The organism is Streptomyces sp. NBC_01451, assembly GCF_036227485.1.
In the GTDB taxonomy this organism is placed as follows: Bacteria; Actinomycetota; Actinomycetes; order Streptomycetales; family Streptomycetaceae; genus Streptomyces.
This window is the reverse complement of record NZ_CP109479.1, coordinates 6,425,855-6,440,827: the sequence shown is the minus strand read 5'-3', so window position 1 is coordinate 6,440,827 and position 14,973 is coordinate 6,425,855. Positions and strand designations below refer to the sequence as shown.

The window sequence follows — 14,973 nt, the reverse complement described above, 5'->3', positions numbered from 1 at the left end:
ATGAGGGGTGCGGGCGCCCCGCGAAGGGCCCGGCGCACCCGCCGGCGCCGGGGGAACGCTCAGGGTGTCCCCTCCCGCAGCACCTCCATCAGCGCCCGCAGCCGCGCCGATCCCGCCAGTTCCTCCAGCGTCATCGGCCTGCCCGCCGCGTCGGCGATGGGCAGCCGCCAGTTCGGGTACTGGTTCCACGTACCCGGCAGGTTCTGCGGGCGGCGGTCGCCGACGCCGTCCGGCAGCCAGACGCCGATCATGCGGGCCGGGGTGCGCAGGAGATAGCGGTGGACGGCCTGGATCTCGGCCTCCTCCTCCACCTCCGAGAGACCGCCGCCACCTCCCCTCAGGAGGCCGAGGCGGGCGAGCAGGGTCAGCCACTCGTTCGTGTCGGCGGCGGCCTCGGCCCGCTCCTGCGCCAACGGGTTGGTCAACAGGCCCAGCCGGTCGCGGAGTTCGACGTGGTCGCCGGTGAGGCGGGCGGCCGTCGGCGGCAGGTCGTGGGTGGTGACGGTGGCGAGGCAGTCGGCGCGCCAGTGGTCGGGGGGCAGGGGGCGTCCGTCGCCGTTCCAGTCCCGTTCGAACCACAGCACGGACGTGCCGAGCACTCCGCGTTCGTGCAGCGTCTCCCGCACGCCCGGCTCCACGGTCCCCAGGTCCTCGCCGATCACGACCGCCCCGGCCCGCGAGGCCTCCAGCGCGAGGACGGCGAGCATGGCCTCGGCGTCGTACCGGACGTACGCCCCCTCCGTCGGCGCGAGCCCCTGGGGCACCCACCAGAGCCGGAAGAGGCCCATGACATGGTCGATGCGCAGGGCGCCCGCGTAACCGAAGAGGGATCTCAGGAGCTGGCGGTACGGGGCGTAGCCGGACTCGGCCAGGCGGTCCGGTCTCCAGGGCGGCAGGCCCCAGTCCTGGCCGCGCGCGTTGAACGCGTCCGGGGGCGCGCCGACCGACATGCCGGCCGCGAAGTACTCCTGCTGCACCCAGGCGTCGGCGCCCCCCGGGTGCACTCCGACGGCGAGGTCGTGCACGATCCCGACCGGCATGCCCGCGTCGCGTGCCGTCCGCTGCGCGTCGGCGAGCTGGGTGTCGGTGAGCCAGGCGAGACGGCAGTGGAAGTCGACGCGGTCCATCAACTCGCCCCGGGCGCGGGCGGTTTCGGCCGACCGGGGATCCTGGAGTCCGGCCGGCCAGCGCGACCACTCCGAGCCGTGCACCTCGGCAAGCGCACACCAGGTGGCGTGGTCCTCCAGCGCCTCACCGGCCCGCGCGAGGAAGTCGGAGTAGGCGGCCTGCCGCCCGGGGCCGAGCGGTACGGCACACACCAGCTCCAGGGCCTCGCGCTTGAGTTCCCACACGGCGTCCCGGTCGATCAGCTCGTCCTTGTCCAGCACGGCCTCCCGCAGCCGCCCGGCCCGCTCCAGCAGCCCGCGCACCCGCTCACGGCCCCCGGCCTCCCCGATGTACGCGAACTCGGGGATGTCCTCGATCCGCAGATGCACGGGGTCGGGGAAGCGACGGGAGGACGGCCGGTACGGCGACGGGTCGGTCGGCGCCCCGGGAACGGCCGCGTGCAACGGGTTGACCTGCACGAATCCGGCTCCGAGCGTCCGCCCGGCCCAGGCGCTCAGCTCACCGAGGTCACCGAGGTCGCCCATGCCCCAGGAGCGCCGGGAGAGGAGGGAGTAGAGCTGGACGAGGAGGCCGTACGAGCGTCCGGCGGGCGTGGGCAGCCGGGCCGGGGCGACGACGAGGTGGGCGCGGGCGGTCCGGCCGTCGGGCGCGACGGCCTCCAGCTCGTGCACCCCGGCCGGGAGCCGGTCGACGGAGTCGCAGGTCTCGCCCTGTTCGGTGCTGATGTGCAGACGCGTGCCCTCGGGCAGTGCGGCGAGCGCGTTCGCCGTACCGTCGGCGCCGCACACCACCGTGGGCGGCAGGAGCCGAGCCGCCAGTTCCCGTTCCCGGGCGGCGAGGGCGCCCCGGACGGCCTCGGGGGTCGTGGCGTCGACGCCGAGCGCGGCCAGTACGGCGACGAGCGCGGAGTCGGAGGCGGCGACCGTCCGGTCCGGGGAGGGGCTGAAGGAGGGGGCGACGCCGTGCAGCTCGGCGAGCCGGGCGAGCGCGAGCCGTTCCCCGGCCCGGCTCTCCCCGCTCTCGTGACCGCCGGCGGGTTCGGCCGGCCCGTGTACGGACATCTACAGCCCCGCGAGGTCCGACAGCGCCGGGACCGGACCCTCGTACAGCCCTGTGGGGTCCGCCTCGGCGTCGGCGTGCTCGCTCGTCATGGCCTCGGTGTCGGCGAGCGGCGGCTCGCTGGTGAGGGGCTCGGCGGCGGGCAGCGGCGGCTCGCTGGTGAGCGGCGCCTCGGCGGCGGCGCTCTCGGCGCTGAAGATGTGGGCCGGTACGGCCACGGAGGCCTCCTTGTCGCGCACGACGGCAGACGGCGGTTGGCGGGTTTCTTTCGCAGGCCTACCCATTGGGCGCGACCGCAGACGTAGGTGAACGGACGAACCACGGTACCGCCGCTCCCATCCCGCGTTTCTTCCACCGCCCACCGGCCGAGGTCCACCACATTCCCGCCATCCACCGCTCCCCGCCCGGGCACTGCCCGTTCGTGGGCCTCCTCGCGCAGGGCACGTTCGGCGGGTACGGGACCGCCCCGGTCCTCGGTCGGGCGCTGCTTCTGGAGACGGCTCTGCCGCTGGCGCCGGCGGTGCTGCTGGCGGGTGGCGGGGGACTGCTGATCGGCGGCTGGTTCGCGGGAATCGCCCACGACGGCAGCCGCTCCGTGCCGTACACGGCGCTGCTGGTGCCGCCGGCGGTGTACACGTGCTGTCTGCTGGCCGCGGCCACGTCACTGCCGCTGCTGCGCCGTTCGGTGCGTCCGGCGGAGCTGCGGTACGTGTGAGGGGCCGGGCATGAGTGATCCGGCCCCGGGGAACGGGGGTCCCCGGGGCCGGATCGCATCCGTGCCGTACAGAAAATCCGTACAGGTGTTCGCGTGCTCCGTATTCAGGCCGTATTCAGGTCGTATTCAGGTATACGAAAGCCCGGATGTCAGGCTGAGATGCCGTCGATCCGGGCCATCGCGTCGTCGGCACCGTACGGCTGCAGGTACGGCAGCCAGCGCGGGTCCCGGTGTCCGGTGCCGATGATGCGCCAGGCGAGACCAGTGGGCGGGGCGGGTTTGTGGCGCAGCCGCCAGCCGATCTCGAAGAGATGGCGATCGGCCTTGGTGTGGTTGCAGCGACGGCACGACGCCACCACGTTGTCCCAGCGGTGCTGACCGCCGCGGGAGCGCGGGATGACGTGATCGACGCTGGTTGCGGCGGCGCCGCAGTACATGCACCGGCCGCCGTCGCGGGCGAACAGTGCCCTACGGGTCAGTGGAACGGGCCCCCGGTAAGGGACCCGTACGAACCTCTTCAGCCGGACCACGCTGGGTGCGGGGACAGTAACGGTCGCGCTGTGCATGAAGGCGCCCGACTCCTCCAGGGAGACAGCCTTGTTCTCCAGGACGAGGACGAGCGCGCGGCGGAGCGGTACGACGCCGAGTGGCTCGTACGACGCGTTGAGTACCAGGACATGCGGCACGGATGCCTCCTTGGGCGTCGGCGGCACGTGGCTCGCGCCGGGACGATCTGCAGCCAGTCTCCCCTCTCGCCCGGCGGCAGCGCCACCACGTCCCGGTAACGGGCTGGGAGTGTTTTCGACCACACCTTGCGTTCATGACCCGGGACCACACCCTCTTCATCCCCAGGTGAGCACGGTCTCTCCCTCGAACATGGCGCCGATCCGCTCACGTTGCCCCGTTAGTGTGGTGGATCTGCCCTTCCGGTGACCTTTCCGTGACCTGAATGACGAGCTCACCGTCGAGCCGACCGCCGTAACCATCCGTACCGGGGGCAGGCCGCTCTGGAGGTACCCCACCGTGTCCTTGCCCGCCGTCCTACTGGCCGCCGGTTCGTCACCGTCGCCGTCGCCGACTCCCTCGGAGTCACCGACCGCACTGGTCCCGTCGCTCCAGGACGCCCAGGAGAGCGCGACGAACGCCGCCAGCTGGGTCGAGCAGAACTGGTCCACCTGGCTGGCGATCGGCCTCAAGGTCCTGCTGATCCTGGTGATCGCGGTGGCGCTGAGAGTGGCGGTCCGGCGGGCGATCACCAAGCTGATAGACCGCATGAACCGCACGGTCCAGGCGGCCGACGGCCCGGCCGGCGGCACGGCGCTGGGCAGCCTGCTGGTCAACGTCGAGCGGCGCCGCCAGCGCTCCCAGGCGATCGGCTCCGTGCTGCGCTCGGTGGCGAGCTTCATCATCCTGGGCACCGCGGCCCTGATGGTCCTCTCCGCGTTCCAGATCAATCTCGCGCCGCTGCTGGCCTCCGCCGGTGTCGCGGGCGTGGCGATCGGTTTCGGCGCCCGCAACCTGGTGACGGACTTCCTCTCCGGCGTGTTCATGATCCTGGAGGACCAGTACGGCGTCGGCGACACGATCGACGCGGGGGTGGCCTCGGGCGAGGTGATCGAGGTGGGCCTGCGCGTGACGAAGCTGCGCGGCGACCAGGGTGAGATCTGGTACGTCCGCAACGGCGAGGTCAAGCGCATCGGCAACCTCTCCCAGGGCTGGGCGACGGCCGGCGTCGACGTGACCGTCCGCGCGGACGTGGACCTGGACCAGCTGAAGGCGACGCTCGCCGAGGTCAGCGAGAACATGAGCCGGGAAGAGCCCTGGAACGAGCTGCTGTGGGGCCCGATCGAGAGCCTGGGCCTGGACAGCGTCCTCCTGGACTCGATGGTGATCCGCCTCACGGCGAAGACGATGCCGGGCAAGTCCCTGACGGTGGAGCGCGAGCTGCGCTGGCGGGTCAAGCGGGCCCTGGACGCGGTGGGCATCCGCATCGTCGGCGGCACCACGGTCATCCCGGAGGAGGAGACCCCGGACCCGACGGCAGCGGTCGCGCCCCCCTCGGTGTACTCCAACTCCGCCTCCCCCCAGGCGGAGGCGGCCTCCCCGATCGCACCGGCGCGGCCTGTCCGGTAGGTCCTGTCCGGCCCTGTCCTGCCGGTCACGAGTCACGAAACAGGCTTACGACAGAGGCGGCGTCCCCGATTCGGGGGCGCCGCCTCTCTCATTGCCCCTTGACGTCCCCCTTGGTCCGGTTCTATCTTCTCGCCATCCGATAGGAAACCTTCCTAACAGTCATCACGGTTGTGAAAAGCTGGACCCGGAAAGGCAGGTGCAGTCACCCATGGCAGGAACCGCAGGCACGCCCGGCACCCCTCGCGTCCTGCGCGCCATGAACGACCGGGCCGCCCTGGACCTCCTCCTGGAGCACGGGCCCCTGTCCCGCACCCGGATCGGCAAACTCACCGGTCTCTCCAAGCCGACCGCCTCACAGCTCCTCGCCCGCCTGGAAGCGGCGGGACTGGTCCTGGCGACCGGCACCACCGAGGGCCGACCCGGCCCCAACGCCCAGCTGTACGAGGTCAACGCGACCGCCGCGTACGCCGCCGGGCTCGACGTCACCCCCGAACGCGTCCTCGCCGCGGTCGCCGACATCACCGGCCGGACCGTGGGCGAATACGCGCTGCCCACCCCCGGCAAACGCCCCGCCAGGCCCGTCGTCCAACAGGTCACCGACGCCCTGGACGGCGCCGTCAAGGCGGCCGGACTGGCCCGGGCCGACCTCAGGCGGCTGGTCATCGGAACGCCGGGCGCCTTCGACCCGGGCACCGGCCGGCTGCGCTACGCCTCCCACCTCCCGGGCTGGCACTCCCCCGCCCTCCTCGACGAACTCGCCGCCGCGCTGCCGATGCCGGTGGAGTACGAGAACGACGTGAACCTCGTCGCCATCGCCGAACAACGGCTCGGCGCGGCCAGAGGGCACGACGACTTCGTACTGCTCTGGAACGAGGGCGGACTCGGTGCCGCGCTCGTCCTCGGCGGCCGGCTGCACCGCGGCTGGACCGGCGGCGCCGGCGAGGTCGGCTTCCTGCCCGTGCCGGGCACACCCCTCGTCCGGCAGGTCAGCAGGGCGGGCAGCGGCGGCTACCAGGAGCTGGCCGGTTCGCAGGTCATCCCCCGGCTCGCCCGCGAGCTGGGCATCAGCCCGGTCCCGAACGGCCCGTACGCCGAGGTCGCCGCAGCCCTCGTCGGTCAGGCCGCCGACATCAACGCGGGGCCCCACCGGCGGCTCCTCGAAACGTACGCGACAGGCCTGGCCACCGGCCTGGCCTCGCTCGTCTCCGTCCTCGACCCCGAACTCGTCGTCCTCAGCGGCGCCTCCCTCACCGCGGGCGGCGAACCCCTGCGCGGTCTGGTCCAGGCCGAGCTGGAGGAACTGGCCGCGGCCCGGCCCCGGCTGGTCGTGGGCGACGTACGCGAACACCCCGTGCTGCGGGGCGCGCTGGAAAGCGCCCTCGTGACCACCCGCGACGAGGTCTTCGACACCTCCCGCTGAACCACCCCCACTTCCTGATTCACCCCTCACCAGTCCCGTGCCCTGCTTCGCCCTTCCCTGGGAGACCTCGCCATGCCCGGAATATCAAGAAAAGTCGCCGCCGCACTCGCCGTGTCCGCCTCGACGGCGCTCCTCGCCACGGCCTGTACGGGCCAGTCGTCGTCGGGCGCCACCGACGACGCCTCCAAGGACACGACCATCACCTTCTGGCACGCCTGGAGCGCGCCGAACGAGGTGGCGGGCGTGAAGGCGCTGATCGTCGGCTTCGAGAAGGCCCACCCCAACATCCACGTGAACATCGTCGGCAACATGACCGACGACAAGATCAACCAGGCGCTGCGCGCGGGCGGCAGCAAGGCACCCGACGTGATCTCGTCGTTCACCACCAACGGCGTCGGCAAGTTCTGCTCGTCGGGCGCGCTCGTCGACCTCAACCCGCTCTTCGAGAAGTCGGGCATCGACCCGGCGACGACCTTCCCCAAGGCGATGAGCGAGTACACCCAGTACGACGGCAACCGCTGCGCCGTCCCGCTGCTCGGCGACGCCTACGGCCTCTACTACAACAAGACCGCCTTCAAGGCGGCCGGGATCACCAGCCCGCCCAAGACCTGGTCCGAGTTCGAGACCGACGCCAAGAAGCTGACCATCGCCAAGGGCGACACCTACTCCCAGCTCGGCTTCATGCCGAACTACCACGGCTGGGAGACGACCACCGAGCACTACATGGGCCAGTTCGGGCCGACGTACTTCGACAAGGCAGGCAAGTCGACGATCGCCACCGACCCGGCCGTCGCCGACGCGTTCGCCGTGCAGAAGAAGCTCGTCGACGACCTCGGCGGCTTCAAGAAGCTGGAGAAGTACCGCTCAGGACTCGGTGACGAGTGGGGCCCCAAGCACCCCTTCCAGACCGGCCAGGTGGCCATGCAGCTGGACGGCGAGTGGCGCCTGGGCATGGCGCTCGACGCGAAGCCCGACTTCGAGATCGGCGTCGCCCCGCTGCCCGTGCCCGACGACCAGGCCGACCAGTACGGCAAGGGCTACATCACCGGCACCATCGCGGGTATCGCCGCCACCAGCAAGAAGCAGAACGCGGCCTGGGAACTGGTCAAGTACATCACCACCGACACGGACGCGGTGGTCGGCTTCTCCAACGCGATCCACAACGTGCCCTCCACGCTCGCCGCGCTGAAGTCCCCGAAGCTGAAGTACGACCCGCGCTTCAAGACCTTCCTCGACATCGCCGCGAACCCCGACTCGTCCACCTCGCCCGCCTCGGTCAACGGCGGCGTCTACCTCACCACCATCCAGCAGCTCGGCTACGACTACGAGAGCGGCAAGGTCACCGACCTGAAGGCGGGCCTGAAGAAGGCGGCGGCGCAGATCGACACGGACATCGCGCAGGCGAAGTAACCATGGCCGCCACCTACACCCTGAAGGCGAAACACCGCCGTTCGCGGCTGCGCACCCTCGCCTTCCTCTCGCCCTGGCTGATCGGTTTCACGGTCTTCTTCGCGTACCCGATGATCTCGACGGTCTACTTCTCGTTCATGCACTACGACGGCTTCAGGCCGCCGACCTGGAGCGGGACGAAGAACTGGAAGTACGTCTTCGAGTCCTACCCCTTCTTCTGGCCCGCCCTGCGCAACACCCTGTGGCTGGTCGTGATCATGGTGACCCTCCGTGTCCTGTTCGGACTCGGGATCGGCATGCTCATCACGAAGATCAAGACGGGTACGGGTGTCTTCCGCACCCTCTTCTACCTGCCCTACCTCGCCCCGCCGGTCGCCGCGACCATGGCGTTCGCGTTCCTCCTCAACCCCGGTACGGGACCGGTCAACTCCATGCTGGAGAGCATCGGCATCCCGGCCCCGGGCTGGTTCAACGACCCGAACTGGTCCAAGCCGGCGCTCACCATGCTGGCCCTGTGGGGCGTCGGCGACCTGATGGTGATCTTCATGGCGGCGCTGCTCGACGTACCGAGGGAGCAGTACGAGGCGGCCGAGCTGGACGGCGCGACGCCCTGGCAGCGGTTCCGGTACGTCACGCTGCCGAACATCTCGCCGATCATCATGTTCGCCGTCGTCACCGGCGTCATCGGGGCGATGCAGTACTACACACAGCCACTGGTCGCCGGAAAGGTCGCCTCGGGCGTGATCCAGGGCGCGGGCACCAGTTTCCAACCCGGCTACCCCGAGTACTCCACCCTCACCCTCCCCCAACTCGTCTACAACCTCGGCTTCCAGCGCTTCGACTACGGCTCCGCCTGTGTCGTCGCCCTGGTGCTGTTCGCCCTGTCGATGGCGTTCACCGCGCTGTTGATGCGGCGCCGGGGCGGTCTCATCCAGGCAGGTGACTGACATGGCCCAGGACATGGCCCAAGTACTGGAACGCCCCGCGGAGTCGAAGACCCCGGCCGCACCCTCGCCCGCCGAGCGCACGGCCCGCCGCAGGGCGCTGCTGGAATGGATCGCGGTCCACTCCCTCGGCGTCGCGGCGGCCCTCTTCTTCACCCTGCCCTTCGTGTTCGTGTTGCTGACCTCGCTGATGAGCGACTCGCAGGCACTCAGCCGGGACCTGATCCCGCACACCTGGGAATGGTCCAACTACCGCAAGGTCTTCGACACCCCCGGCTTCCTCACCTGGTGGAAGAACACCCTGATCTACGCCGGACTGGGGACCGTCCTGACCGTCCTGTCGTCCGTGCCCGTGGCGTACGCGCTGGCCAAGTTCCGCTTCCGGGGCCGGAACCTGACGCTCATGCTGGTGATCTCGATGATGATGCTGCCTCCGCAGGTGGTCGTCATCCCGATGTACCTGTTCTGGGCGAAGCAGCTGGACCTGTCCGGCACGCTGTGGCCGATGATCATCCCGATGGCGTTCGGCGACGCGTTCTCGATCTTCCTGCTGCGCCAGTTCCTGATGACCATCCCCAACGAGTACGTGGACGCGGCCAAGGTGGACGGCTGCGGCGATCTGCGCACCCTGCTGAAGGTCATCCTGCCGATGGCGAAACCCGGCATCGCCGCCATCGCCCTCTTCCAGTTCTTCAACGCCTGGAACGACTATTTCGGCCCCCAGATCTACGCCTCCGAGAACCCGGGCGCGTGGACCCTGTCCTACGGCCTGGAGTCCTTCAAGGGCGCCCACCACACCGACTGGAACCTCACCATGGCCGCGACCGTGCTGGTCCTGGCCCCCGTGATCCTCGTGTTCTTCTTCGCGCAGAAGGCGTTCGTCGAGGGCGTCACTCTCACCGGCGTAAAGGGTTGATCCTTCCATGCGGCATCTCCCCGGGGGCGCTGTTCCCCATTGCCGCTGCGCGGCGGGCCGGACCCCCGGCCAAATGATCACTGTCCCCGGCGTCCAGAAGCGAGGTATCTCCCAGTGAAGCTCACCGTGGTCGGCGGCGGATCGACCTACACCCCCGAACTCATCGACGGTTTCGCGCGGTTGCGGGACACCCTGCCCATAGAGGAGCTGGTGCTCGTCGACCCGGCCGCCGAGCGGCTGGAGCTGGTCGGCGGGCTCGCCCGGCGGATCTTCGCCAAGCAGGGGCACCCCGGGCGGATCGTCACGACCGACGACCTGGACAAGGGCGTCGAGGGCGCCGACGCCGTCCTGCTCCAGCTGCGCGTCGGCGGCCAGGCGGCACGGCAGCAGGACGAGACCTGGCCGCTGGAGTGCGGCTGCGTCGGCCAGGAGACGACCGGCGCGGGCGGCCTCGCCAAGGCGCTGCGCACGGTGCCGGTCGTCCTGGACATCGCCGAGCGCGTCCGCCGCACCAACCCGGACGCCTGGATCATCGACTTCACCAACCCGGTGGGCATCGTCACCCGCGCCCTGCTGGAGGCCGGCCACAGGACGGTGGGCCTGTGCAACGTGGCGATCGGCTTCCAGCGGAAGTTCGCCGCCCTGCTGGGGGTGAGCCCGGCCGACATCCACCTGGAGCACGTGGGCCTCAACCACCTCACCTGGGAGACGGGCGTCCGCCTGGGCGGCCCCGAGGGCGAGGACGTCCTCCCCCGGCTGCTCACCGAACACGGCGACCGGATCGCCGACGACCTCCGTCTTCCGCGCTCCGTCCTCGACCGCCTGGAGACGGTCCCCTCCTACTACCTGCGCTACTACTACGACCACGACGACGTCGTACGGGAACTGCGCACCAAGCCCTCCCGGGCGGCCGAGGTCGCCGCGATGGAGGAGGAGCTGCTGCGGATGTACGGCGACCCGGCCCTGGACGAGAAACCGGAGCTGCTGGCGAAGCGCGGGGGCGCCTTCTACTCGGAGGCGGCGGTGGATCTGGCCGCGTCGCTGCTGGGCGGGGGCGGCAGTCCCTACCAGGTGGTGAACACGTACAACAGGGGAACGCTGCCGTTCCTCCCGGACGACGCGGTCATCGAGACGCAGGCCGCGGTGGGCAGGCAGGGGGCGACCCCGCTGGCCGTCCCGGCCGTCGACCCGCTGTACGCGGGGCTGATCGCCAACGTCACCGCCTACGAGGAACTGGCCCTGGAGGCCGCTCTGCACGGCGGACGCAACCGGGTCTTCCGGGCGCTGCTCGCGCATCCGCTCGTCGGCCAGTACGACTACGCCGACACCCTCACCGACACCCTGATCGCGCACAACCGGGAGCATCTCGCGTGGGCATGACCGCACACGTCCTCGCCATCGACGCGGGCAACAGCAAGACCGACGTGGCGGTGGTCGCGGCCGACGGGGAGGTGCTGGCCACCGCGCGGGGCGGGGGGTTCCGGCCGCCGGCCGACGGTCTTGACACGGCGGTCTCCGGGCTGGCCGTCGCCGTCGCCGAGGCGTTCGGCGCCGCCGGGGTCTCGTCCGTCGACCGGGTCTCGGCGTGTCTGGCGAACGCCGACTTCCCCGTGGAGGAACGGCAGTTCGCCGCCGCGCTGCACGCACGCGCGTGGGGCGCGAGTGTCGACGTACGCAACGACACCTTCGCGATCCTGCGGGCCGGGATCACCGAGCCGCGCGGGGTCGCCGTCGTCTGCGGCGCCGGCATCAACTGCGTGGGGATGACCCCGGACGGCCGCACGGCCCGGTTCCCCGCGCTGGGGCGGGTCTCCGGCGACTGGGGCGGTGGCTGGGGCCTGGCGGAGGAGGCCATGTGGCACGCGGCGCGGGCGGAGGACGGGCGGGGCGGCCCCACTGCCCTGATGTCCGCCCTGCCCGCCCACTTCGGGCTCACCTCCATGTACGCGCTGATCGAGGCCCTGCACCTGGGGAGCGTCGACAACGCCCGGCGCCACGAGCTGACACCGGTGCTGTTCGCCACGGCGGCGGACGGTGATCCGGTGGCGTGCGCGCTGGTGGACCGGCTGGCCGACGAGGTGGTGGCCATGGCCGCGGTCGCGCTGGGCCGCCTCGGTCTCCTCGAAGAGGAGACCCCCGTTCTGCTGGGCGGAGGTGTCCTCGCGGCCCAGCACCCCCGGCTGACGGACCGCATCACCGAGCTGCTGGCCGCACGGGCGCCCAAGGCCTTCGCCCGGGTGGTGACGGCACGGCCCGTGCTGGGGGCGGCGCTGCTCGGTCTGGATCACACGAACGCCCCGGCGGAGGTGCACGCGCGCGTACGGCACTTCTACGAGGTCTGACCTGCTTCGTACGGGAACCGAACAGATTCCTCCGGCGTATTCATGGGCAGAGGGGTGGTGCGGGGAGCGCGCATGTGTCCGAATGCATGGCAGCGCGCCCCGGCACGACACCACCCCCCGCGACACGACGCGGCCGTACTGCGATCCGATCAAGATCCAGTCAAGGCCGGTGCGGATTGTCGGCGCCGGGGGCGATACTGGCGCTGACGGATGACCATGGGGGAGGTCACAGTGACATCTACGAGCAGTGCGGCACCACCGGCGCCCAACTCGCCGGACCCGCCCGGCGTGGCGGGCCTGCCCGCCATCCCCTCGCAGCCGGACAGGGGTCCTGCTCCCGGTGTCCCCCAGCCTCCGCGCCGCACCGCCTTCGCCGAGGGCGTCGACCAGCTGCGGGCCGCCGCGACCACCGAGCCCGGGCGGTTGCGGATCATCGGCGCCCTGCTCGCCGCGCTCGTCGTCGCGTTCGGTGCCGTCACCGCGTGGCAGATGACCGACCGTTCGTCCGCCGCGGACGACGTGCTGCACAACAGCCAGCCCCTCAGTTCGGCCGCCGCCGACATCTACAGCTCCCTCGCGGACGCCAACACCGCCGCCTCCAGCGGCTTCCTGGCCGGCGGTGACGAGACGGCGACCTCCCGCGCGCGCTACCAGGAGGACATCCGCAACGCCGCCGCGAAACTCTCCGCCGCCGCGACCAACTCCGAGCCGGACTCCGAGTCCGCGACGACCATCGCCGATCTCAACAAGCTGCTGTCGGAGTACACGGGCTACATCGAGCGGGCCCGCGCCAACAACCGGCTCGGCTTCCCCGTCGGCGGCTCGTACCTGCGGCTGGCGAACGAGACGATGCAGGACAAGATGCTCCCGCAGGCGGAGAAGCTCTACGCCAAGGAGAACCAGCGGCTGCGCTCCGACTACGCGGACGCGACCTCGTACCCGTGGGCGGCGATCGGTCTCGGCGTCACGGTGCTCGGCGCCCTCGTCTGGGCCCAGCGGCGCAACTACCGGCGTACGAACCGGGTGCTGAACCACGGTCTGGTGGCGGCGACGGCCACCGCGACGATCGTCCTGCTGTGGCTGGTCGCCGGGCAGAGTTTCGCCCGCTCGGGGCTCAACGACTCCTACGACCACGGCATCCGTTCGCTGAACGTGCTGCACGACGCCCGCATCGCCTCCCTCAAGGCGCGCGGCAACGAGAACCTGACGCTGGTGGCGCGCGGCGCGGAGACGGTCGAACTGGCCGACGGCAAGGTCGTCGACGCGTACGACAACGACTTCGAGGGCGACATGAGCACGCTCGGCAAGGGGCTGACCGAGGCCGAGCGGCTCGCCGACGACCAGGCGGGCAGGCAGCCGGTCGCGTCGGCCGTCGGCGGCATGGAGGAGTGGAAGTCGCGCCACGAGGAGGCGCAGGCGGCGTACGAGTCGGGTGACTTCCAGCAGGCCCTCGCCCGCGTCATAGGGGACAAGAGCGACAAGCCGACCGGCGAGTGCTTCGACAACGTCGACAAGGCGCTGAAGACGGCGATCGGACATGAGCAGACGGAGTTCCAGCAGTCGGCCACGGACGGCCGGGACGCGATGACCGGCCTCCCGCTGGGGGCCGCGGCCCTCGCCGTGCTGGGCGCGGCGGGCGCGGTGCTCGGCATCGGGCGCAGGCTGTCGGAGTACCGCTGATGCGGTCCGAAGCGGTAAGAACAGTACGGACGCGGTTCGAAGCAGCACAAGGGAGTGCGGCGGCAAGGGAGTTCGGGCGATGAGAGGGGGCGGGACGATGAACGCACAGCGGCTTCCGCGGAGTCCGCGCACCGGTCTCCAGGTCCTGCGGGCCGGTCTCCGGGCTCTACGGGCCGGCCTGCGGGGCTGGGGCGGTGTGGGGGCGATGGCGGCCGTCTGCGCCCTCGCGGTGGCCTTCGCGCTGCTGCTCCCGCTGACCCAGTCGCACGGCGGCGGCTCTCCGGAGACGGGCGGCCAGGGGGTCGCCGAGGGCATCCAGGCGAACGCCGCGGCGGAGTGCCGGAACCCGCAGGACCAGAGCCCGCAACCGTCCCCGCTGGACGGGAAGACGATCGCGGCGATCAAGGCCCGCAAGGACCCGCGGCTCGTCGTCGGTGTCGACCAGAACAGCTACCGCTGGGGCTACCGCGATCCGAACGGCGGCAAGTCGGCGGAGCTGGAGGGCTTCGACATCGACCTGGTCCACCGGATCGCGAAGGACATCCTCGGCGACGAGGACGCGGTCAAGTTCAAGGCCATCCCCACCAACCAGCGCATCCCGGCGATCAAGGACGGCCGCGTCGACATGATCGTCCGCACGATGACGATCACTTGTACCCGCCTGGACGACGTGGCGTTCTCCGCCCCGTACTTCCTCACCGGCCAGCAGGTCCTCGCGCCCAAGAAGTCCTCGATCACGGGGTACGACAAGTCGCTCGCCGGCAAGCGGATCTGCTCGGCGGACGGCTCCACTGCGCTCGAACAGCTGAAGAAGGACCGGGCCGCGAAGAAGGCCGGGGTCGCCACCGCCGACATCGGCACGGTCGTCCCCAGCCAGCTCGACTGCCTCGTCCGGCTCCAGCTCGGCCAGGTGGACGCCGTGGTGACCGACGGCGCGCTCGCCGCGAGCCAGGCGGCACAGGACCCGACGGTGGAACTGAAGGGCGACACGTTCACCACCGACTACTACGGCGTGGCGGTGAAGAAGGGTGCGAACGACCTGGCGGCACGGGTCAATCGCATACTGGAGCAGTACATCGACGACGGCGGCTGGCAGGCGTCGTACGACAAGTGGCTGTCGCCGACCCTGGGCGGCGACTCGGAGTCGGCGAAGCCGCCGGTGCCCCGCTACAAGTGACGTTCACCGACCGACAAGCCGACCGAACGAGCCAACCACACGAGTAGTC

At 70.9% G+C, this 14,973-nt stretch carries 13 protein-coding genes; 10 read left to right on the top strand and 3 right to left on the bottom strand.

Annotation, left to right across the window (positions count from 1 at the left end):
- Positions 1-59 precede the first annotated feature (59 nt).
- Both malQ and OG595_RS28270 read right to left on the bottom strand, forming a co-directional pair.
- Positions 60-2,189, bottom strand: a complete 2,130-nt coding sequence (gene malQ, locus OG595_RS28275; RefSeq protein ID WP_329276803.1) for a 4-alpha-glucanotransferase — start codon at positions 2,187-2,189, stop codon at positions 60-62.
- Entirely contained in the window at positions 2,190-2,405 is a 216-nt protein-coding gene (locus OG595_RS28270) for a hypothetical protein (protein WP_443073158.1), read from the bottom strand. It lies immediately after the preceding gene.
- Between the two features lie 65 nt (positions 2,406-2,470).
- Here OG595_RS28270 and OG595_RS28265 point away from each other — a divergent pair, with 65 nt between their 5' ends.
- Positions 2,471-2,902 carry a hypothetical protein gene (locus tag OG595_RS28265; RefSeq protein ID WP_329276798.1) on the top strand — a complete coding sequence of 144 codons (432 nt, stop codon included), beginning with the start codon at positions 2,471-2,473 and terminating at the stop codon, positions 2,900-2,902.
- A 149-nt stretch (positions 2,903-3,051) separates the two neighbouring features.
- Here OG595_RS28265 and OG595_RS28260 read toward each other — a convergent pair whose 3' ends face one another.
- Positions 3,052-3,588, bottom strand: coding sequence for an HNH endonuclease (locus OG595_RS28260; RefSeq protein ID WP_189148973.1), 537 nt, complete (start codon positions 3,586-3,588; stop codon positions 3,052-3,054).
- A 337-nt stretch (positions 3,589-3,925) separates the two neighbouring features.
- Between OG595_RS28260 and OG595_RS28255 the strand changes: the two genes are divergently transcribed.
- The 9 genes from OG595_RS28255 (at position 3,926) to OG595_RS28215 (ending at position 14,924) form a co-directional block, all read left to right on the top strand.
- Positions 3,926-5,035, top strand: coding sequence for a mechanosensitive ion channel family protein (locus OG595_RS28255; RefSeq protein ID WP_329276796.1), 1,110 nt, complete (start codon positions 3,926-3,928; stop codon positions 5,033-5,035).
- 208 nt (positions 5,036-5,243) lie between these two features.
- A complete protein-coding gene (locus OG595_RS28250; RefSeq protein WP_329276795.1) occupies positions 5,244-6,455 on the top strand; it encodes an ROK family transcriptional regulator in 1,212 nt (403 codons plus the stop codon).
- Positions 6,456-6,527: 72 nt separating this feature from the next.
- Positions 6,528-7,865, top strand: a complete 1,338-nt coding sequence (locus OG595_RS28245) for an ABC transporter substrate-binding protein (RefSeq protein WP_329276793.1) — start codon at positions 6,528-6,530, stop codon at positions 7,863-7,865.
- Positions 7,866-7,867: 2 nt separating this feature from the next.
- A complete protein-coding gene (locus OG595_RS28240; RefSeq protein ID WP_329276791.1) occupies positions 7,868-8,812 on the top strand; it encodes a carbohydrate ABC transporter permease in 945 nt (314 codons plus the stop codon).
- A gap of 13 nt (positions 8,813-8,825) precedes the next feature.
- Entirely contained in the window at positions 8,826-9,725 is a 900-nt protein-coding gene (locus OG595_RS28235; RefSeq protein ID WP_329283263.1) for a carbohydrate ABC transporter permease, read from the top strand.
- Between the two features lie 114 nt (positions 9,726-9,839).
- On the top strand, positions 9,840-11,105 hold the full coding sequence (locus OG595_RS28230; RefSeq protein WP_329276789.1) for a 6-phospho-beta-glucosidase: 1,266 nt from the start codon (positions 9,840-9,842) through the stop codon (positions 11,103-11,105).
- On the top strand, positions 11,096-12,067 hold the full coding sequence (locus tag OG595_RS28225; RefSeq protein WP_329276787.1) for an N-acetylglucosamine kinase: 972 nt from the start codon (positions 11,096-11,098) through the stop codon (positions 12,065-12,067). The genes OG595_RS28230 and OG595_RS28225 overlap by 10 nt, the downstream gene beginning before the upstream one ends.
- A gap of 216 nt (positions 12,068-12,283) precedes the next feature.
- On the top strand, positions 12,284-13,747 hold the full coding sequence (locus OG595_RS28220; protein ID WP_329276785.1) for a hypothetical protein: 1,464 nt from the start codon (positions 12,284-12,286) through the stop codon (positions 13,745-13,747).
- A gap of 97 nt (positions 13,748-13,844) precedes the next feature.
- Entirely contained in the window at positions 13,845-14,924 is a 1,080-nt protein-coding gene (locus OG595_RS28215) for a glutamate ABC transporter substrate-binding protein (protein ID WP_329276784.1), read from the top strand.
- Positions 14,925-14,973: the final 49 nt, after the last annotated feature.